This window comes from Amycolatopsis sp. cg5, assembly GCF_041346955.1.
Classification (GTDB): domain Bacteria; phylum Actinomycetota; class Actinomycetes; order Mycobacteriales; family Pseudonocardiaceae; genus Amycolatopsis.
Genome location: NZ_CP166849.1, coordinates 3,271,432 through 3,290,269, shown reverse-complemented (window position 1 = coordinate 3,290,269; position 18,838 = coordinate 3,271,432). Strand labels below are relative to the sequence as shown.

The window sequence follows — 18,838 nt, the reverse complement described above, 5'->3', positions numbered from 1 at the left end:
GCCTGCGCGCCTCACAAACCGTCCACAGTGGCTTCAAGAACCGCCACGAGCTTGCGCGAAGTTCCTGAGACGAGGTTGATCTCCTCCTCGCCGTCGTCGCTGTCGGTGAGGTAGGTGAGGACGCGTCCCTCATCAGCGAGATCGATCGCCGAAAGCGGGAGGCTCCGCCGCCGGGCTCCCGCCCGGTCGCGAACCGCGACGTAAAGTTGATGAACGGCATCACGTTCGGCCCGCATGAGCTCGCGTAAGTACTCTGCGGATCCTGACACCCGTGCTTCAGCCAGCGGGTCTTGAGCGTCAAAGTCGCGCGGGCCGTATGCCGCCCTCGAAACAGCCATCGGGCGGATGCCGGCACCGGGCACGTCCGGCAGGGTGGCCACGAACTGCTCGGCCAAACGACTCGGCGAGATCGGCTCCAGCTGAACGATTTCGTGGTCGGTGATGAGCCTTACGGCGTCGGGACCCGCCGCGGCCAGCAGAATCGCACCGCTGTCATCGCGGTCGTGAAACGTGCTCCACGCGTAGAACTGGCTGTCGCACTCGGCAATCGCGCGAAGCGTGCCGTTGAGACGCCGGTCAACCAGTCCATCTGAGGCAAGCCCGAGCTGCGCCAGGCGCCCGAGTGCGCGCACCTCCATCTCGGCCTGGAACTCACTGGTCATGTAGTAGTTGTTGGTGCCGACGACGGGATGTGGCTCTCCGAGGTCCGCCAAATCCCAGATGAGGTGGAAGGCCAGTTTGGGAATCCGCACCGGTCTGTCGATGACAGCCACGGTTCCTCCCGCTAGCCGCCGATGGTCGGTGGGGTCACCGGCATTCCGGTGGTCGGATCGAGCACTCGGTCCCCATGCACGTCGAGGCCGAACATCGAGTCGTCGACCACGCCGTACCTGCGTTCGTGCTCGTGATCTTCAGCTCCGCGGGCGCCGACGGGACCGGCCGCGACACCGCCGGCCCCTGGTACGCCGCGGCCACCAGCCGCACCTTTCACGCCCATACCGGCCGCGCGTCCGGCGCTTTCTCCGGGCCGCGCCGCTCCGACGCCTCGCCCCGGTCCGACGGCAAGTGATCCACCGGCGCCTATCCGACCGTTGACCTGGCCTGGGTCCGCCGAGCTGCCTGGCGGCAGCGAGATCGCGTTCGAAGGTGATCCGCCCGTTGTCTGCGCAAGAACCTCGCCACTCAACGGGGAGGACACCGCTGCCGGCCGGGTGTGCTCGGCGGGAACGACGGCGCCAGGCCCGGAAACGCCGGGTCTCGTGTCCGGTTCCCGGCTCGTTGAGGTACCAGTGCCTTGGTCGCCCTGGCTTCTCCCTGGGGCTTCGCCTGCTGTGCCGCGAGGTGAGCCGACTCCACGACGCGCGGGCGGCTTCCCCGGGCCGGCGGTCTGGCCGATGGCGAATTCGCCGTTGCCGAAGTCACCGAGCTGGCCATAGTCGATCTTGAGCTGCTGCCTACCCGCTCGAGCCTGCTGGGCATAAGCGCTATAGCGATCGAGGTTCTCCTGGGCGATCCGGTTGTAGTTGTCGATCTGCCGTTCGGTGTCGGTGTCCCAAGGGGTGACAATGTCGCCGAAATTCTTATGGGGCTTCGCCGGCATCGGCACGAGCGAACCTTTGAGGTGATCGAAGCCGTGGGCCATTCCGTTCAAATTGCTCGCGTTGGCGGTGAAGGTTCGAGCGGCCGCGTCGACCACGTCAGCCAACGGGCGGAGCTTGGTCTGCGCAGCGTCCGCTCCGCGCCCGGTCCAGACGGCCTGAAGACCTGAGCCGATCTGGCCGATCCGGTTGCCGATGTCGTGATGCCTGTTCGCGAGTTCATCCGCGATCTGAGCACCTTCATGCCAAGAAGGTGCTCCACGACTGGCCAGCACCGCTTGCACCATGACGGAGGCTTCCACCGCTTGGGTACCGAGATTGCCCGCGAACAGATCGCCGAACCAGTTGGTCACGTCGGCTGCTCGGTCAGCAGCCCAGCCGGCGACGTTTTCTGCTTCCTTCACAACGGTTTCGGCAACATTTCCAGCGTCGTTCCAAGCCGACTGTGCCGCTCTGCCCAGCTGATCGAAGAATCCCATCTCATCCCCCCGCTCTCTGCCGCAGCGTCGTCATGACCAAGTCAGCGACCTGTGCTGCGACCCCGCATGGATCGACTTTGCCCTTCTTGCTACCGCCCAGGAAAATGCCGACGTCGACAGACAGATCATCGGCGATCCCGATGTCCACCGCACAGAACACGTCAGGCAGACCGCCCTGGGGCGTCACATGGGCAACGGCGGGAAACCCTTGTATCAATGGCAATTCTCGCCAAATTATCGCCTGCGGTTTGGTGTTCTGATAGAGACCGCTGAGTCCCTGACGTGTCCGGGTCGTGTACCCGACGCCCACATGACCGCCGGTCTCGAGGTTGCCCCAGTCACATGTCGGTCCGGTGGCAAGCGTGTCAGGCTTACCTTGAACGGTGGCACCGATTGCTCGCTTGAGCTGCTCAGGATTCAGCGTGTCAGTGCAGGGATCACCGGAGACGACTGACGCCGGTAGCGGGTTCACCACTTTGGGAGCGCCACTGTGCGGCAGGCTCGTCGAACCGGCCTGCGTGGACGAACTATCGACCGAAGGTGTCGACTGTGTGAGGTTGCCGTTGGAACAGCCGCAGGCAACGAGCAATCCCAGAACCAGCAACGGCATGGCCACTCGACGACTCATCCGACAAGGCCTCCGAGCCCGGCGGTTGTTCGTTTCATGTCCGCGGCGGCATCCTCGTCTCCCTGCGCGGTGATTCCGAGTGCGCGCTCGAGGCGGCTGATCAACTCGGACAGGTATTCGATCTCTTTGTGGATATGACCAGAGCCGTAACCGAACGCACCATTCCCCGCCGAGTTATAGCCTTTACTCGCTGGTTCGTCTGCGGGAGCTTGCATCTGCGTGAGCTGCTCAGCTTTTCGTTGCAACGCGCGAAGCTCGTCGCAAACACCTCGAGCTCGAACCAGCATGCTCAGCGCCTCATCGCGACTCAGGCTGAACCCTTGACCCGCTCCTGGCGGGTCACCGCCCTGACCACCCGCGCTCCCCGCGGAAGGCGCGTCGGACACCCAGAAATGAACATCGCTCAGCCATTCGCCAGGTTGTCCCATCGCCCGCCCCTCGTCGCCACCCCGCGGGCCACCCCGAGCGGCCCGTTATCCACGGTAGCGAACTGACAACTGCAAGTTGCAGGTTTTCGGATGAAACGAATTGACAACAGGCGCTCAACCAGGAGCGAAGACCTATTCATTACCCGAACGGGGTAATCAACTTCTGCCGTATACGCATGCCGCCGCGTACGCATTTCACGCACAAGAGACGCACACTGTAGTGCGGAACCATAAAAGAATTGCCGCCGCGCCAACAGCACGTGCAGGGTCATGTGCGCGCCACAGATCCGGCCACGCGGCAGCCGTGGCGACCGGCACGCCCCAGCGATCGACCATCCACCACGGCACACCACTAAACTGGGACGACCGCGTCCCAGCAACGAAACGGGTGACCTGCTTCCAGCCATGACAAGCAAGCGAGAACTTCACCCAGCAGCAACGCTCCGTACTCACCCTGCTACACTATGACGGCCGGGAGCCGGGAGCCGGGAGCCGGGAGCCGGGAGCCGGGAGCCGGGAGCCGGGAGCCGGGAGCCGGAAGCCGTCTGGGGCACGTTCGGCGTTGAACCCACCGTCCTGATCATCGCCCGAACCCTGACCTCGACCACCAGGCTTCTCGAGACCCTGCAGCTCTTCCGTGGCGAACTCAGGATCAAATTCCTGTTCACGGTCAACGACACGACACCGTTCCGCGGCGGCGTGCACGCGCTGCTCGCGAGCGCGGGCGTGCAGCACATCGTCCCCTGGGAACTCGTACCCGACCTTCACTACGACCTCGCGCTGTCGGCCAGCGAAAACGTCGACTTCGACCAGGTCGCGAGCCACACCATCGTGTTGCCGCACGGGCTCGGCCTCAACAAGTACGTGCCGACCCCCGATGGCACCGGCGTCCGGCTCGCCGGTCTACCTCCGCAGCGGGCACTCGCTGACGGCAAGGTGACCGTCGTCCTCTCCCATCCCGATCAGGAGAAGCAAGTCCACGCGGCCTGCCCCGAGGCGATCGGGCACACGGTCGTCACCGGGGACGCGACATTCGACCGGCTGCTGGCGAGCGAACGGCTGCGGCCGCACTACCGCCGGGTGCTCGGTGCCGGTGATCGAAATGTCGTCATGGTGGCGTCGACCTGGCGGCCGGACTCCGCGCTCGGCCGTTGGCGGACGCTACCCGCGGAGTTGCTGGCGGACCTTCCCGCCGACCGTCATCTGGTGTGCGCGGCGCTCCATCCCAACATCTGGTCCTGGTACGGGCCGACCCAGATCCGCCTCTGGCTGGCGGACGAAATCGCGGCGGGCCTGGTGCTGCTGCCCCCGGAGAAGGGCTGGCACGCCGCCTTGATCGCGGCGGACCAGGTCATCACGGACCACGGATCGCTGGGGTTGCTGGCGGCGGGGCTCGACCGCCCGCTCCTGCTCACCGGGCACTCGGCGGAGACCGTCCCCGGCACACCGGTGGCCGACCTGACCTCCATCGCTCCCCAGCTGATCCGAGGCCAGGATCTGCTGAACCAGCTGGAACAGGCGAAGGCCGAGCATCGGCCAGGATCCCTGTCGGCCGTCACCGATCGGGTCTTCGCGGAGGTCGGCGCCGCGACGACCCGCCTGCGCGACCTGGTCTACCGAGCACTCGAGCTGCCCCCGCCGGATGGGGAGGCGCCCATGCTCCGGGTGCCCGACCCCGACGTCACGCAATCGAAGGTAACGGCGTTCGCCGTGCACGCGACGGGCGTGGACACCATCACGCTGACGCGCCATCCCGCCGTGGTGCGGACCGGCCGTCACGAGACTCACCTGGCGGTCGACGAGACCGAACCGAACTTGCGGATCACCGAGAAGGCGGCCGTTCTCGCCTGTTCGACACCGCTTACCCATGACGCGGCCGTCGCTTGGACCGAAGCCGCTCTCGTCGCCCATCCCGGCGTGCGAGTCGCGATCGCGGCCACGCCGGATGGCGCCGTGTCGACGGTCCGAGGTGGACGACGAGTGTTCGCCACAACGCGGACACCGTGCGACACGCTGATTCTCGGCTCCGTCACCTATCACTGCCTGATCTCGGGCAGCCTGCGGAACCGGCGTCTCACCGTGCTCGCCGGTCCGAACTCAGTCGACGTCGAGCTGGCCTAAGCGTTCCTCGACCTCACTCGCGCGTGGGCTGCACAACTCACGCAGCAGGCCTGCCGCCCGGGTGAATGCCGACCGCGCAATGGCCACGTCCTGCTGCCGATACGCCAGCTCGCCGAGCAGTTCTTGCGCGGTCGCCTCGTAGAAATGCGCTCCGTCCTGCACGAGCACCTCCACCGCGCTCTCCAGCACCGCACGCGCCCGGGACGGCTCGCCGACTTCATCGAGCACCGCGCCCAGCCTGGTCAGGACCCGGCCTTCCATCCGGCGGTCGCCGACCTCGCGAACCCGAGGCAGCGCGTCTTCCAGCGTCGCCAACGCCTCCGCGCCTTCCTGGGAGCAGCCAAGGAAGAACAGCACGAAGGCGATCCCGCGAGCGTCACCCTCCTCGGTGAACAATTCGATGGCACGCCGGTAAGCCTGGACAGCTCGTTCCCGGTCATCGGTCGCGTCGTGGAAACGCCCCATCAGCTCCCACACCGACGCCTGCAAACGCTTGCTCGCCGACTGCTCGGCCATCGGCAACGCGATCTCGACGAGTTCCCGCTCGGCGCGCGCCAGATCGCCCAGGCCCGTCCACGCGCGGGAGGCGAAGCTGCGCAGCCGCGCCTCGGCGTCCCGATTACCGGCCAGCGCCGCCGCCTGCGCGCCGAGATCGCTGGACTCGGTCCATTCGACCAGATATCGGCGCTGCACATACAGGGCGGTCATCGCCTCGGCGAGTTGCCAGGCGAAGTCGTTCCAGCCGTGCTTGACGGCGAGCCGGACGGCCGCCATCAAGTTCAACCGCTCCGACTCGAACCAGGCCAGCGCCTGTTTCTTGGCCTCCGGCCCGGTGAACGGATTCGAGTAGCCCGCCTGAATCGGCTCGTGCCGCGTGCAGCGCAGACGCCCGGGACCGAGCACGGCCAAATCGGCGAACGTCGCCCGGCACAGCAACCCGAACAGCACCCGGCGCAGCGCCGCCGACCGGACGTTGCCCTCGTCAAACTCCGCGAGCCCGGACGCGTGCCGCCGCAGCAGCGGATGCAGCGAAAGCCTGCTCGCCGAGTCGACGGTCAGCAGACCCGATTCGATCAGCGTCTCGAGGTCGACGACGGCGCTGTCCCCGGGACCCGCCAGCTCGGTGGCCGTCTCGAAGGTGAGATCCCGGCCGGGGAACAACCCCAGCAGCCGATACAGCCTGGCCGCGCTCTCCGGAAGGGCACCGTAGGTCACCGCGAACACCGCGGACACCTTGTCGACGCCTCTGACCGCGAACGCGGCCATACCAGCACCTTCGTCGGCGATCTGCGCGACGAGGTCACCTACCCGCATATCCGGGCGAGCCGCCAGCCGCGCCGCCGCCACTCGCAACGCCACGGGAAGCCCCGCACAGAGCCGAACGAGCTCGGCGACCTGCGCGGACTCGTCGGCGGCGTCGCCTCCGCGCAAGCTCGTGAACAGATGGACACCGTCCTCGGCCAGCAAGGGTTCCAGTTCGACCACCGCGGCACCGTCGAATTGCAGCTCAGTGAGCTTGCTACTGGTGACGACCAGCACCGCACTGCCCGCACCTCGCGGCACGAAGGGCGTGACCTGCCCGGGATCGGTCACGTCGTCCAGCACGATCATGACGCCGCGCTCGGCGGTGCGACTGCGCAACAGGTTCGCCCGAGCGGCCAGACCATCGGGGATCACCTCTTTGGCGACACCGCACGAGATCAAGCACGAGGCGAGCGCGTCGGCCACCGACACGACCTCACCGCTCGGCGACGCGCTGAAATCCACATGAAGGTACCCGCCGGGGTAACCGCTGAGATCGCTGATCAGCTCGACGTAGTGCCGGACGAACGCGGTCTTGCCCACCCCGGGAAAGCCCCGGCAAATACAGATCAGCGGCCGTCCGACACCGCCAATGGGCAACAATTCCCGCAGCAGGCCCAGCTCCCGCTCGCGATTGACGAACACACCCGGTCCCAACGGAACCTCGTGCGGCACCAGCACCGGGCTCCCCTTCCCAACGCTCAGCAAAGTAACCCGGACACTACCGTGCGGCGAGCCGGCACGCCGCCGGACAGCCCGCGCCGCGGTCAGCTCTCGGCTGACCGCGGCGACTTTCGTCGATTACGGGAAGGGAAGTGTGTTCGAGGCGATGCCGATGCACTCCGAGAAGTCGGTGAGGACGACGGATGCCCCGATCGTGGCGATGATCGTCCCGAGCGGAATGCCCGTGACCACGACCCTTTCCTTGTCGTAAACGAAACTGAACATGTAGCCGGTGTCCTCGAACGTCTTGTCCACGTTGTTGGCCTCATTGGAGTACCGGACCAGGAGGTTCCGGTAGACGGCTCTTCTGCCGATCGTGATGCTGAAGCCGTAGAAGAGCCGAGCCTGCTGGCCGAGCCCTTCCGGCGCGATGGTGATGAACAAGGTGCCGCAGGGCTCCGGAACCGCGTTGGCGGCGCCATTGCCGGGTTTCACCACCAATGGCACGGAAATCCGGGTGGGCTTGACCGAGGCGGTGGGTGCCGCCTGGGCAGGTGCCGAGGTCAGCAGCACGCCTGCCACGGTGGCCAGTGTCAGCAGGAATGTCACCACGGCCCGGACGGCACGCCGGGCGAACGGGGTCGGTTTGGTGTTCATGAGTTTCCCTTCGATCCAGGTTGTTGCCGTGTCGCGGGACGAACTCTGAACCGGGGTCTTATTTGAAAGTGTTGGGGGAATGTTGTGGTGTCGGAGTATCGATCGACCTTCCCCCATTCGCCGGGTGGCTCGTACTCCACTTGGACCACCTCAACGGAGTTCCTCTGCGACCACCGCGACCGGTCAGGATCGTTGGCGCTTCGCGAACAACTGCTGGGGCAACACTGGTCCTATATGGACCGGTACGACAAGGAAATGATCGCTCGCGGCCCGACCCTCGCAGGCGACGGCGACACGCCCACCGGCAGTCTGCACGTCGTCGACCTGCCCGATCCCGCCGACGCTGGTGCGTTCGCCTTCGACGAGCCCGGCTACCAGGCGGGCGTTTACCGGGACGTGCTGCTGCGGCGGTGGCGCAACCTGCTCGGGCGCACCATGTGGGAGTTCCCCGGCGGGCGGACCGGTGGCGACCGGTACCTGGTGCTCGGCTGTCGTTGGACTTGCGTCCGCCGCATGCCCCTTTCGACCACTGAGATGGCTCGCTTGAGAATGCTGATCATGGCGGAAGCGTGCGTCCCGAGTGGCGGTCGTGCCATGCAAAACCACTGGCAGCAGCACCGGCAGCGCCGTCGGTGGATCACCGGTGCTGCCGCTGCGGCGTCTGGTTCGCGTGCAGGCGTGGCACGGAACGTCGGTCCGGTGGCGCGAGCCGCCAGGTTCCCGCGGCGGCACCACCCGGGGTGAGGCCGTAGGTTTTGAACGCCTTGCGTTCGGCCTCGCTGAGGCTCACAGCCACCGCGTCCCAACCATTGGCGAGTTCCTTCGCGTCACAGAGGCCGCGTTCGACGACCTTCCGGAACAACTCGATCGCCTTCTCCCACTTGCAGTCGGCCAGGTGCCGACGTTGAAGTTGCCGTAGCGATTCGGGATCCCCGGCTCGCATACCGAGGGCGAGCAGCTCCTCGCCCATTTTGCGTGCCGCGGAGGCGACCTCGGCAGCCTTCGCGTCTTGTGCTTCCTGGGCCTGTTGCGCCGCCCACGCATCCTGGCCCTCGACATGCGGGACCTTGTCGAGACGAGGTGCGCATCCGGCGAGAATCGCCGCGGCGGCGGCGTATTCGGTCATGGCGGACAGTGCATGAGCGCGCCGGAGCAAGGCGTTTATCTCGTCGAAGCTTTCCGGATTCCCGAGGCGTGCCAGACACAACGCGCGTAACGCCACCGCGCTGACTTCTCCCCTTTCCTCCGCCGTGCGCAGCAGTGGTAGCGCCTGGGCGTGCCTGCCTACGACGATCAGCATTTCGCCGGCACGCAGACTCGCGGGGACGCAGCCGTACTTCGCCGCGTACTGGCACCATTCAGCGCCTGCGGACTGAAGCTGCGACGCTTCCGTGTCGTGTCTGTCGTTGCCGGGAATGTTCGCCCGCGCGTCCTGCTTGAGTGCGAGCCCGGCGGCGAACAGCTCCTCCCCGATCCGGTGGTAGATCTCCGGTTCCCCGAGGTCGGTGTGCGTGCGGTACCAGTTCACCGCATCCCGCCCGAGGCACCATTCCTTTTCGGGATCGGGTGCTCCGACACGGCCTGCGTATTGCATGACCTGGATGATCGGCGCGAGTCCGGCCTGGCGGCTCGTGTCCGCCTCATCCAGGAACCAATCGATCGCCTCATGCTGGTGACCGGCCGCGGCGAGTCCGGCGATCAAGGTGTCGAGCACCGGGGCCACACCCGCTGTACGAGCCTGGTCGAACCAGCGCCGGGTTTCGCTGACCTGCCCGATGGCGGCGAAAGTCCTGGCCGCGATCGCGAGTGCCGGGTGGTGACCCGCGTCTGCGGCGCATTGGAACAACGTCGCCGCGCGTGAATAGAACCCGGATCCGGCGAGGACGACAGCGGCCTCGACCACGGCCTCGTACTCACCTGTCTTCACCGCGCGCTCGGCGAACTGCTGGGCCAGCTCGAAGTACTTGAGCGCCGCGAAGGTCTTCGCCGCGATACCGGCGGCACCGGGAACCCCTGCGGCACGAGCGGATTCGAACCAGGCCTTGCATTTTTCCATCTGGAACGACTTTGCCAGCAGGACGGCGCCAGGGAGGTAGGCGTTGCTGTCCCCCGCGTCGATGCGTGCTTGCAGCCACTGCTGAGCAACGTCGTCGCTGCCGGCGTCAGCGAGGTATTCGACGGCGGCGCTCAGCGCGGCGCGATGCCCGCTGTCGGCGAGTTCGGTCAGCAGCTCGATCGCTGTGTCCAGGCGCCGTTCCTCGTTGAGCATGCCCGCCACGACCATCATCGGCTCGAAGTCGCCACGGACGGCCGCCCTGCGGCCACACTCGATCGCTTGATCGCGGCGCCCTGCTGCGGCGTAGGCCTGGGCGGCGATGCCGAGCAGTTCGGTCCGGTCAGGGGTGCAGTACCTGTCGAGCCACTCCAGCGCGACCTTGGTGCGCTTCGCGCTGAGTAGCATGTCGATCGCCTGCCTGATCGCGCCGAGATCACCCGCTTCTGCCAGCACCGCGTAGTGCTCGGCCGCGGCCTCGACCTGGCCGGCCTTGCCCAGCATGTCGGCGAGTTCCCCGACCGCGCCGTAATCCCCCAGCTCGAACGCCCTGCCGAAGAGGCTCGCCGCGACCAGCAGCAGGTGGCGCCGGCGTGCGGCGCGAGCCAAGATCACCAGCTGGTCGACCGCGGCGTGATGACACACCGAGGTCCAGAGCTCCTCGGTGGTGGGCTCCGCGCGGCGTTCCCGGCAGCCGATCTCCGCCACGTACTCATCGAGGCGGTACTCGCCGGCCCCGGCGCCGCGCCGGATCAGCGGGCTGGTTCCGGCCAGGCCAGGGCGGGTGAGCTCCCGCAGGGCGATGTCCAACCCGAGCTCGAAACCTCCGGCCGGGTGATGGGCTCTGGCCGCGTCGAGCAGCAGCATCGCGGGGACCCAATCCTCGTGCCCGAGCAGCCTCAACGCGATCGCCGCACGCAACACGGCTTGTTCGGCCGCCGACGCACACCGATATCGGCGTTCCAGTTCAGGGGCCGAGGCAAGCCGTTGGATCACCCGTCTCTTGTCGGAGTGCCGCACGGCGGCCCGCATCCGGCTGTCCGGCCAGGTACGGGCGGCGGCGATCTCGTCGTCGCTCAGCTCGGCGGGCATCCAGAGGTCGGCGGAGTCGAGCAGGCTGCGGATCTGGGACCGTCGGCGCGACTCCGCGGCATCGTCACACTCCATCAGCCACCGCCAGTGCTCGCGAGGCATCGTGCCCATGATCAGCACGGGTGCGCGACTTTGATCGTGCAGCAGCTGGCGAAGCTGCTCGACGACCTTCTCCCCCAAGCCCGCTTGGTCAGCGTCGAGATACCACTCGAGATGATCGAGAAACAGGACGGTTCGTGGTTCTATGCCGTCCAGGAACCGCAGCAACTCCTCTGGCGTTCCAGGGCTCAGCTTGGGCCACACCCACCACCCGTTGAACAGCATCTCCTCGCCTTCGGGCACCGTCTGGTGCAGCGCCTCCCAGCAGGCGCGGCTGGCCCCGCTCGGCGACTCGTAGCCCAGTACCACGAGGGTGCTCACGCCCTCGGCGGCGTTGGCCACCCTGGCTCGGAGATCGGTGTCGAACGCCCGCGCCAAGTACGGTGTGAGCGGCTGCGACCCCACAGCAGGAGGAACGGTGGACGAGCGGCGCACGCCAAGCCCGTAGGCGTCCCCCTCCCCGACCATGCGCCCCGGGACCGACGACGCGGTGACGGCAAAGTCGTGGTCGACTTCGCCTTCGATGATCTCGCCGCCGTCAGCGGACGGCCGCGTGGTCCCCTTGGTCACGTTCGACGCTCCGATGCCGAACGGAGCGGGAACCGCGGCGATGCGGGATGCAACTTGGACCTCACAAACAGTCTGTCTGACCAGGACGACAACGACACGGCCGGATCGCGGCCCCGATCCATAGTGGCCAGACCGCAAACCCGCGTAAGCCGCCAGCCAGGGATACGCGGCGAGCGGCGTGCAGCATTCGACAAGCGGCGAGCAGAACCGAACCGCCGAGAAACCGAGCCGGTCAAAATTGCCGTTCGCTCACTCCGACCGTGAACACCTATAACGTTCCTGGAATCGCAACGTCGGCAGTGAAACGAACACTACCGGCCGCTCTCGTTCTGCCACCTGGCGCGCGCGATGAGCTGACTCCGCCGGGCGCAAACCTGAAAACGATTCACCGCTTTGAACAACGTTCTCGCCGAAACAAGCCAAGTGAGTGACGACCCGCCATTCAACAATCTGGTAGAGCCGCCATAGCTCGCCGGCAAACCGTATCCACGCCCCTCGGTTGGCTGGGGGCTGCCGCACCGTCGCCCAGCAATCGATACGTCGATGTCGATGGATCGGGCGTGCCAGCGGATTGGGCCGTGGCTTAAGAGTCGGCGCGGCGGGTGAAGGTGAATCGTTCCTCGTGGTCGAGGACGAGGACGGCGTGTGTGTCGTCGACGATCACGATGTCGTCGATGGCCGGGTACCAAAGATCGTCGACGTTTTCGGCGAACCGGGTGAAGCTCATCGTGGCGCCGACTCCGTCGGCGACCCACGCGACGCGGACGGCGGACTCCGGGATTTGGGCCAGTAGCCAGTCCGTCAGCTCGGCGGGTTCCAGTTCGCCCGCATCCAGCTCGGCCGTGCACTGGCTGCGGATTTCCGTCAGTGCGGCGAAAGATCCGCCGAGCTCCGCTTGCACGGCGGCGAGTGTGTCGCGGTCGGCTTCGACGCCGAGGGAGCTCAGTGTGCTCGTCAACCGTGGTGGCATCAGACGTTCCCGCCGTGCGTGGCCATGGTCAGTTCCCTTCGATGATGTTGCCTTGGGCATCCTGCCACGGTGCCCAGCCGATGTAGCGCGACCCGGGGGTGGCGGGGTCCGGTGGGAACCAGTCGTGGCCGTACGTGCCGCCCTTGCCTTTCTTGCCCGTTGTCCAGTTCCACCAGTTGATGTGGCCGTCGAGTCCGTCGACGCGCCAGCCGCGGAGGCGGTCGGCCGTCTGCTCGCCGATGAGGGTTCCGGTGCCTTCGCCGGTCTTGGGGTTGCGGTCGTACATCTTGAGGGCGTCGGGTCCGAGGTCGCCGCCCGCGTGGTCGCGGGCGGCCGCCAGCGCCTTGTCGAAGGTGGACCAGCTCGCGTCCACGCGGCCGGTCTTCGGGTTGCTGTAGTTGCGCTCGTCGGCGGGGATGTCGCCGTGGCAGGACGGGCCGGCGCAGTCGTGGGGTCGTGGCGCGGGGGCTGGGACTCGGGCGACCTCGTCGATGAGGACCGGCTTGCCGTCGCGTGTGCCGATGGCGATGCCGCCCGCGTCGATGGCGTCGGCGTAGTCCTGGGGCGCGGTGCCCGGCGGGTCCACCGATACGGCTTTGTAGGTGCCGCCCGGTTTGGGGATCAGGCCGTCGAAGGTGTGGCTCGGGGGCAGGTGCGCGGCCTTGTCCGCGGGGAGCTGGGCGATGGCCTTCGGCGACAGGGTCGCGGTGACCGGGCGCTGGTCGATGTCGACGTGGTTGGTGCCTGCGTACTCGTCGAGTGCGGCGCGGGTGTCTTGCCGTGACGCCGGGTCGCCGCCGGCGTCCGGGGCCTGCTGCGCGGCGGCGGGAGGTCGTGCGGGGTCGCCGCCGTCGGCCTGGTGAACGGTTTGGGGGCTCGCGGCGAGGGATTCGAGCAGTGCGCTGGTCAGGGAGGCGAGTAGCTGTTGCCGTTGAGCGGACAGTGTCGCGCGCTGGGTGTCCAGCTGGGTTCGCTTGGTTTCCAGCTGCCGCTGCTCGGCTTTGATCGCGTCGCCGTCACCGGCGATCGCGCTGGCCTCCGACTGCAGTCCGGTCTTCTCGGAGTTGAGCGCGGCGGCCTCGGCGTTGAGTGATCTCGCGACCGCGGGCGGCGCGCCGCCCGGGTAGCCGCGGACCACCGCGTTGTGCTGCTCGATCTTCTGGCTGACCGCGTTCAGGCGGGACAGGACGCTTTGCGAGCGCTGGTTGTAGGAGGCCGTGCGTTGATCCAGCGCCGACTGCTGCGTGTCGATCGCGGACTTCTGGCGGGGAATCTCGGCGAGCTGTTTGTCGACCGCGGCGATCTGCGCGCTGATGCCCGCCGCGTCGTCGGCGGCCAGCGCCGGGGTGACGGCCGAGAACGCCAGTACCAGCGCTATGAGCAGCCGGATGATCAGCGAGCGCATGTCACTGACCCACCTTGGCGGCGAACTTCTCGGCGATCTTCGCGGCCGCGGGTGCGCCGAAACCGCTCTGGCAGACCGCCGCCTGCAACACCGTGCTGCCTTTCAGTTTCGCCTGGCGGTAGCAGCCCCACTCACCGCCGCCGGACTGAAACGCGCTCCACGTGAGCGTGTCCGGGGTCGTCTCGTCCGCCTCGTAAAGCCATTTCGAGCTGGCGCCCCCGGCCGTACGGGTGGCCGACTCGCAGCCGCTGACCGCTTTGCTCAGCGTGGTGAAGACCTCGCCTGCCTGCTTGCCGTCCGGGTAGGTGCCCAGCACCTGGATCACCACGTGGTCGGCCACGTCCGCCGAGTCCTGATATGTCGCCGAGTAGAACTTCGTCCACCCGCCGCCGTACACCGCCCTCGTCGCCGGACCCACGGCCGCCTTGCAGCTCTCCGGAGTCGTGGCCAGTTCCGGCGGTGGTTCGGTCGAGTCGGTGCTCGACAGCAGCGTGACGCCGAGCACCGCGCCCGCTTCCTCGATCGGCAGCACGCTCGCCTGCACCGAGCCGGGCAGCAGGCGCACCGCCTGCGGCCAGAAGGCCCACAAGCCGATCCCGGTCAGCACCAGGCAGTTCACCACCAGCACCAAGGCCCATCTGCGGCGTGTCGTGGCGAAAAGCCTTGCGATACGGCGTTTCTTCGGCGGCTGATCGGTCATCTCGTCCCCTGCGCCCGGCGAATTCCTCTGGCGCACGCAAGGTAGAGCGGGGCGATGAAATCTCGATGAAACGGTCAGGGGCGGCGGAGGACCTCCCGGTCGCGGATCACGTTCGCGTCTACGTCCCAGAACTCGAGCTCGACGCGGGCCGGGCCACCCACGACATTTTGCAGGATATTGACGCTCTCGGTGTAGGTCGTGTCTTCCGCGCCGATGCCCACAGGCCAGTGCGCGTTGCCGTTGCTGTCGTAGGCGATCGCCTGCACTCGGCGGTAGCCCGTGGGCCTTGACCGTGACGTCGAGATCGACGGATCGGGCGTGCCAGCGGATCTTGCCGACGCCGTAGCTCGCGCCGTACGTGAGACGGAACGGAGTGCTGGGGTCGGCCGCCAGCGCGGACGGGGCCGCCGAAACAATCGTGGCCACGGTCGCCGCGACGACGACAACCGCAGCCCTGGCGCGGCGAGTGCGAAACTTGTCCATGACGGGATCGTGGCAACGGGTGCTGCAGTGACGCTGCAGTCGCACGGAACTGAGCCGGAGAACCTATCGGCCAAGATGTCCGTTTTGCCGCTATAGTCGATCTTGGCGGTGGGGTTCGGCCTCTTTCGCCTGACCGGAGTAGGGCGAGGAGAGGAAGACCCTTGAGCGATGACGCGCCGATCGACTACGACGCCATCGTGATCGGGGCCGGGTTCGCCGGCCTGCACATGCTCTCGGAACTGCGTAAGCACGGCTTTTCCTGTCACGGCTTCGAAACCGGGGACGGGGTCGGCGGAACCTGGTACTGGAACCGGTATCCCGGAGCGCGCTGTGACATCGAGAGTCTCGACTACTGCTACCTCCACGATCGTGACCTGCACCGGGAATGGCACTGGTCCGAACGGTTCGCGGGTCAGCCGGAAATCCTGCGCTACGCCGAACACTTCGCCGAGCGGGCGGGCGTGCTGCCGCTGATCAGCTTCGGCACGCGGGTCACCGGGGCCGCGTTCGACGAGGAGTCCGCCACCTGGCTGGTGCGCACCGACCGCGGCGAGTACCGCTGCCGGTTCCTCGTCTCCGCCGTCGGCTGCATGTCGGCCGCGCAGGTGCCGGAATCCTCGCGGTTTCAAGGCACGCAGCTGCATACCGGCCGGTGGCCGCACGAACCGGTCGAGCTGGCGGGCAAGCGAGTCGGGGTCATCGGCACCGGGTCCTCCGGCATTCAGGTGATCCCCGAACTCGCCGCGCTGGCCGCTGAGCTGGTGGTCTTCCAGCGGACCGCGAACTTCAGCGTCCCGGCGGGGAACCGGAAACTCGAGGAGGCCGAGCTGGCGGCCGAACCGGCGAGGTACGAGGAACGGGTCCGGCTGGCGAGCACGACGCGGTTCGGGCATCCGGTGACGGGGACCGGGCAGCCGATCCTGGACACCGATCCCGTCGACCGCGAGGCGGCGCTGGACCAGCGCTGGGCGTTGGGCGGGACCTCGATCGTCGCGACGTTCACCGACACCGGGCGGGATCTCGAAGCCAACGCGCTGCTGGCCGACTTCGTCCGCGCCAAGATCAGGGCGGCCGTCGATGACCCCGAAACCGCGGAGCGGCTCGTTCCGAGTGGACATCCCATCGGGACCAAGCGGCTTTGCGTGGACTCCGGGTACTTCAGCACGTTCAACCACGACCATGTGCGGCTCGTCGACCTGCGCGAGGAGCCGATCGCAGAGATCGCCGAGGACGGCGTCCGCACGGCGAAACAGACGTATCCGCTCGACGTGCTCGTGTTCGCCACCGGCTACGACGCTTTCACGGGCGCGCTGACGCGGATGGACATCACTGGACGGAATGGCGTCTCGCTGGAGAAGCAGTGGGCCGGCGGGCCCGGCAGTTACCTGGGGCTGTCGGTGGCGGGGTTCCCCAATCTGTTCACGATCACCGGTCCTGGCAGCACGATGGTGCTGTCGAACGTGCTCAGGGCGATTGAACATCACGTCGCTTGGATCAGGGATTTGTTGCTGCACCTGCGATCCACCGGGCAGCTGTACGCCGAAGCCGAGCAGGCGGCGCAGGAGGATTGGACCGGACAAGTCGCCGAAGCGGCGGCCAAAACCTTGTACCGCCACGCCGATTCCTACTATCTCGGCGCGAATGTGCCTGGCAAGACGCGAGTGTTCATGCCCTACTCGGGCGGGCTCGACGTCTACCGTGGGATCTGCGAATCGGTCGCCCAGCAGGGTTACCGCGGCTTCACGCTGACCGCGCCGTGACCGGCCGCGAACATCCGCTGTCCCTCGCCGGGCTGGCCGTCGTGCTGCTGGGCACGCTGCTGCCGATGATGGACTCGTTCATCGTCAACGTCGCGCTGCCGACGATCGGCACGGACCTGGGCGCCGCCAACGCCGATCTCGAACTCGTCGTCGCCGGGTACGGGCTCGCGTTCACACTGCTGCTGGTGCTCGGCGGCAGGCTCGGTGACGCGTTCGGCCGCCGCCGGGTGCTGGTCGTGGGGCTGCTGGGCTTCGTCGTGACGTCGCTGCTGTGCGCGCTCGCGACGGGTCCCGGCTGGCTGATCGCGGCGAGGGTCGCGCAGGGTGCGACGGCGGCGTTGATTCCGCCGCAGGTGCTCGGCACCATCCAGTCCGCGATCGCGCCGGAGCGTCGCGCGCGGGCGATGAGCGGGTATGCGGCGGTGAGCGGTCTGGCGGCGATTCTCGGTCTGGTGCTCGGTGGGGTGCTGTTGCGCGCGGATCTGTGGGGTACGTCGTGGCGGCTGCTGTTCCTGATCAACCTGCCGTTGGGGCTGGTGGCGGCCGTACTGGCCGTTTTCCTGGTTCCTGACACGAAATCCGAGCGTCCGGCGGGGCTTGATCCGCGCGGCACGGCGCTGCTGGGCTCGCTGGTGCTGCTTCTGCTCGTGCCGGTCAACCGCGGCCCGGTGCTCGGCTGGCCTTGGTGGACGTTCGTGCTGCTGGCGGCCGTGCCGGTGGTGGCGTTCGCGTTGTGGCGTACGGAAAATCGCGTGGCGTCGCCGTTGCTGCCGCCGTCCGTGCTCACCGAACCCCGGGTGCGTGGCGGGTTGCTGTTGCTCGCGCCGTTCTTGGCCGCGTGGGCCGGTTTCCTGTTCGCGCTGCCGTTGACGCTGCAGCACGGCTTCGGCCTGGATCCGATGACGGCCGGGCTGGCCGTGGCCCCGATGTCGCTGGCGTTCCTGCTCGGGTCCTTCGCGGTGCCGGGCCTGCGGTCGCGTCTCGGCGACCGCACGACGTCGTGCGGCGCGCTGGTGCAGGCGCTCGGTGTCGCGTGGCTGCTCGGCTGGCTGGGGCTGGACGGTCCTGTGTGGACAGCGCTGCCCGGTCTGGTCCTGATCGGTCTCGGCCAGGCGCTGGTGGTGGGCGCCGCGAACATCTCGGTGCTCGCCGCGGTGCCCACCACGCACGCGGGTGTCGGCGGCGGGGTGCTGGTGACCACCCAGCAGGGCTCGATGGCCATCGGGGTGGCCGTGCTCGGGACGGTCTTCGCGGCCACGTCGTTCGGGGTCGTGCTGGTGGTGCAGCTCGTCACCGGACTCGCCGTCGCCTACGCCGTGAAGAACACCCGCGTGGCCGCTTCGGTCAGCTGACGGCGGCCGCGCCGATCTCGTCGAGGGACAGGCCCAGTTCCGTGTGCAGGAAACGGACCATCGTCCAATGCGGCAGCGCGCCTTCGTCGAACTGTCCGAACTCCTTCTGGTACAAGGGGATCCAGCGCAACGCCTCGCTGATGGCCTGCTCGCGCGGCGGCTCCGCCTGGTACTCGGAATAGCTGATGCTGCGATGCTCGATGAAGAAACCGCCGGGCAGCCTGGCGCACAGGTCACGGTATTCGGCGGTCTGCAGGATCAGGTAGTGCCAGATCTCGTCGATCTCCTGCTCGACCGGGAGGAACAACCCGGCGAGGTCGGCGCGGTGCGCGGACACCAAGTACAGGTACCGCAGGCATTCCAGGGTCTGCCGTTCGACGTACTCGGCCGGTTCGCCGGTCTTGCGCGCGAAATAGGCGACGGTCTCGTCGTAGAGCCCTTCTCCCAGCAGTGATCGCAGGTCGACGGACATGGCAAC

At 67.4% G+C, this 18,838-nt stretch carries 16 protein-coding genes; 4 read left to right on the top strand and 12 right to left on the bottom strand.

Annotated elements, in window-relative coordinates; translation table 11 throughout:
* Nucleotides 1–11: 11 nt before the first annotated feature.
* Genes AB5J62_RS15050 through AB5J62_RS15035 form a run of 4 tightly spaced genes read right to left on the bottom strand, consistent with a single transcriptional unit; the run spans nt 12 to nt 3,133 of the window.
* Nucleotides 12–773, bottom strand: coding sequence for an ESX secretion-associated protein EspG (locus AB5J62_RS15050; RefSeq protein ID WP_370948824.1), 762 nt, complete (start codon nt 771–773; stop codon nt 12–14).
* 11 nt (nt 774–784) lie between these two features.
* Nucleotides 785–2,077 (bottom strand): hypothetical protein, encoded by a 1,293-nt coding sequence (locus tag AB5J62_RS15045; RefSeq protein WP_370948823.1) that lies wholly within the window; start codon nt 2,075–2,077, stop codon nt 785–787.
* A 1-nt stretch (nt 2,078) separates the two neighbouring features.
* Nucleotides 2,079–2,687 (bottom strand): DUF3558 domain-containing protein, encoded by a 609-nt coding sequence (locus AB5J62_RS15040; protein WP_370950264.1) that lies wholly within the window; start codon nt 2,685–2,687, stop codon nt 2,079–2,081.
* Between the two features lie 14 nt (nt 2,688–2,701).
* A complete protein-coding gene (locus tag AB5J62_RS15035) occupies nt 2,702–3,133 on the bottom strand; it encodes a hypothetical protein (RefSeq protein ID WP_370948822.1) in 432 nt (143 codons plus the stop codon).
* Between the two features lie 699 nt (nt 3,134–3,832).
* Between AB5J62_RS15035 and AB5J62_RS15030 the strand changes: the two genes are divergently transcribed.
* Nucleotides 3,833–5,254 (top strand): hypothetical protein, encoded by a 1,422-nt coding sequence (locus tag AB5J62_RS15030; protein WP_370948821.1) that lies wholly within the window; start codon nt 3,833–3,835, stop codon nt 5,252–5,254.
* On the opposite strand, the gene AB5J62_RS15025 is transcribed toward AB5J62_RS15030, so the two are convergent.
* Together AB5J62_RS15025 and AB5J62_RS15020 are read right to left on the bottom strand one after the other, a co-directional pair.
* Nucleotides 5,231–7,237 (bottom strand): NB-ARC domain-containing protein, encoded by a 2,007-nt coding sequence (locus AB5J62_RS15025; protein ID WP_370948820.1) that lies wholly within the window; start codon nt 7,235–7,237, stop codon nt 5,231–5,233. The two genes, AB5J62_RS15030 and AB5J62_RS15025, sit on opposite strands and share 24 nt — an antisense overlap.
* 120 nt (nt 7,238–7,357) lie before the next feature.
* The gene (locus AB5J62_RS15020) at nt 7,358–7,876 is read right to left on the bottom strand and encodes a hypothetical protein (RefSeq protein ID WP_370948819.1); all 519 of its coding nucleotides are present in this window, start codon (nt 7,874–7,876) and stop codon (nt 7,358–7,360) included.
* Nucleotides 7,877–7,963: 87 nt separating this feature from the next.
* Between AB5J62_RS15020 and AB5J62_RS15015 the strand changes: the two genes are divergently transcribed.
* Nucleotides 7,964–8,620 carry a YciI family protein gene (locus tag AB5J62_RS15015; protein ID WP_370948818.1) on the top strand — a complete coding sequence of 219 codons (657 nt, stop codon included), beginning with the start codon at nt 7,964–7,966 and terminating at the stop codon, nt 8,618–8,620.
* Here AB5J62_RS15015 and AB5J62_RS15010 read toward each other — a convergent pair.
* From AB5J62_RS15010 to AB5J62_RS14990, 5 genes are all read right to left on the bottom strand, one after another.
* Entirely contained in the window at nt 8,514–11,690 is a 3,177-nt protein-coding gene (locus AB5J62_RS15010; protein ID WP_370948817.1) for a hypothetical protein, read from the bottom strand. The genes AB5J62_RS15015 and AB5J62_RS15010 overlap by 107 nt on opposite strands.
* 583 nt (nt 11,691–12,273) lie before the next feature.
* Nucleotides 12,274–12,660, bottom strand: coding sequence for a hypothetical protein (locus AB5J62_RS15005; RefSeq protein ID WP_370948816.1), 387 nt, complete (start codon nt 12,658–12,660; stop codon nt 12,274–12,276).
* Nucleotides 12,661–12,688: 28 nt separating this feature from the next.
* Complete coding sequence (locus AB5J62_RS15000; RefSeq protein ID WP_370948815.1) at nt 12,689–14,065, bottom strand: hypothetical protein; 1,377 nt, start codon at nt 14,063–14,065, stop codon at nt 12,689–12,691.
* A 1-nt stretch (nt 14,066) separates the two neighbouring features.
* Complete coding sequence (locus AB5J62_RS14995) at nt 14,067–14,765, bottom strand: sensor domain-containing protein (RefSeq protein WP_370948814.1); 699 nt, start codon at nt 14,763–14,765, stop codon at nt 14,067–14,069.
* A gap of 74 nt (nt 14,766–14,839) precedes the next feature.
* Entirely contained in the window at nt 14,840–15,031 is a 192-nt protein-coding gene (locus tag AB5J62_RS14990) for a hypothetical protein (protein WP_370948813.1), read from the bottom strand.
* A 378-nt stretch (nt 15,032–15,409) separates the two neighbouring features.
* Between AB5J62_RS14990 and AB5J62_RS14985 the strand changes: the two genes are divergently transcribed.
* A complete protein-coding gene (locus tag AB5J62_RS14985) occupies nt 15,410–17,008 on the top strand; it encodes a flavin-containing monooxygenase (protein WP_370948812.1) in 1,599 nt (532 codons plus the stop codon).
* Complete coding sequence (locus tag AB5J62_RS14980) at nt 17,005–18,360, top strand: MFS transporter (protein ID WP_370948811.1); 1,356 nt, start codon at nt 17,005–17,007, stop codon at nt 18,358–18,360. Before AB5J62_RS14985 ends, AB5J62_RS14980 begins: the two co-directional genes overlap by 4 nt.
* Here the strand turns inward: AB5J62_RS14980 and AB5J62_RS14975 are convergent.
* Complete coding sequence (locus tag AB5J62_RS14975; protein WP_370948810.1) at nt 18,353–18,832, bottom strand: hypothetical protein; 480 nt, start codon at nt 18,830–18,832, stop codon at nt 18,353–18,355. The genes AB5J62_RS14980 and AB5J62_RS14975 overlap by 8 nt on opposite strands.
* Nucleotides 18,833–18,838 lie beyond the last annotated feature (6 nt).

What these genes read in the sequence shown, in the direction of transcription:
- AB5J62_RS15045 (WP_370948823.1), bottom strand. Translation starts at nt 2,077, where the DNA reads ATGGGATTCTTCGATCAGCTGGGCAGAGCGGCACAGTCGGCTTGGAAC.
- AB5J62_RS15040 (WP_370950264.1), bottom strand. Translation starts at nt 2,687, where the DNA reads ATGCCGTTGCTGGTTCTGGGATTGCTCGTTGCCTGCGGCTGTTCCAAC.
- AB5J62_RS15035 (WP_370948822.1), bottom strand. Translation starts at nt 3,133, where the DNA reads ATGGGACAACCTGGCGAATGGCTGAGCGATGTTCATTTCTGGGTGTCC.
- AB5J62_RS15020 (WP_370948819.1), bottom strand. Translation starts at nt 7,876, where the DNA reads ATGAACACCAAACCGACCCCGTTCGCCCGGCGTGCCGTCCGGGCCGTG.
- AB5J62_RS15005 (WP_370948816.1), bottom strand. Translation starts at nt 12,660, where the DNA reads ATGCCACCACGGTTGACGAGCACACTGAGCTCCCTCGGCGTCGAAGCC.
- AB5J62_RS15000 (WP_370948815.1), bottom strand. Translation starts at nt 14,065, where the DNA reads ATGCGCTCGCTGATCATCCGGCTGCTCATAGCGCTGGTACTGGCGTTC.
- AB5J62_RS14995 (WP_370948814.1), bottom strand. Translation starts at nt 14,765, where the DNA reads ATGACCGATCAGCCGCCGAAGAAACGCCGTATCGCAAGGCTTTTCGCC.
- AB5J62_RS14975 (WP_370948810.1), bottom strand. Translation starts at nt 18,832, where the DNA reads ATGTCCGTCGACCTGCGATCACTGCTGGGAGAAGGGCTCTACGACGAG.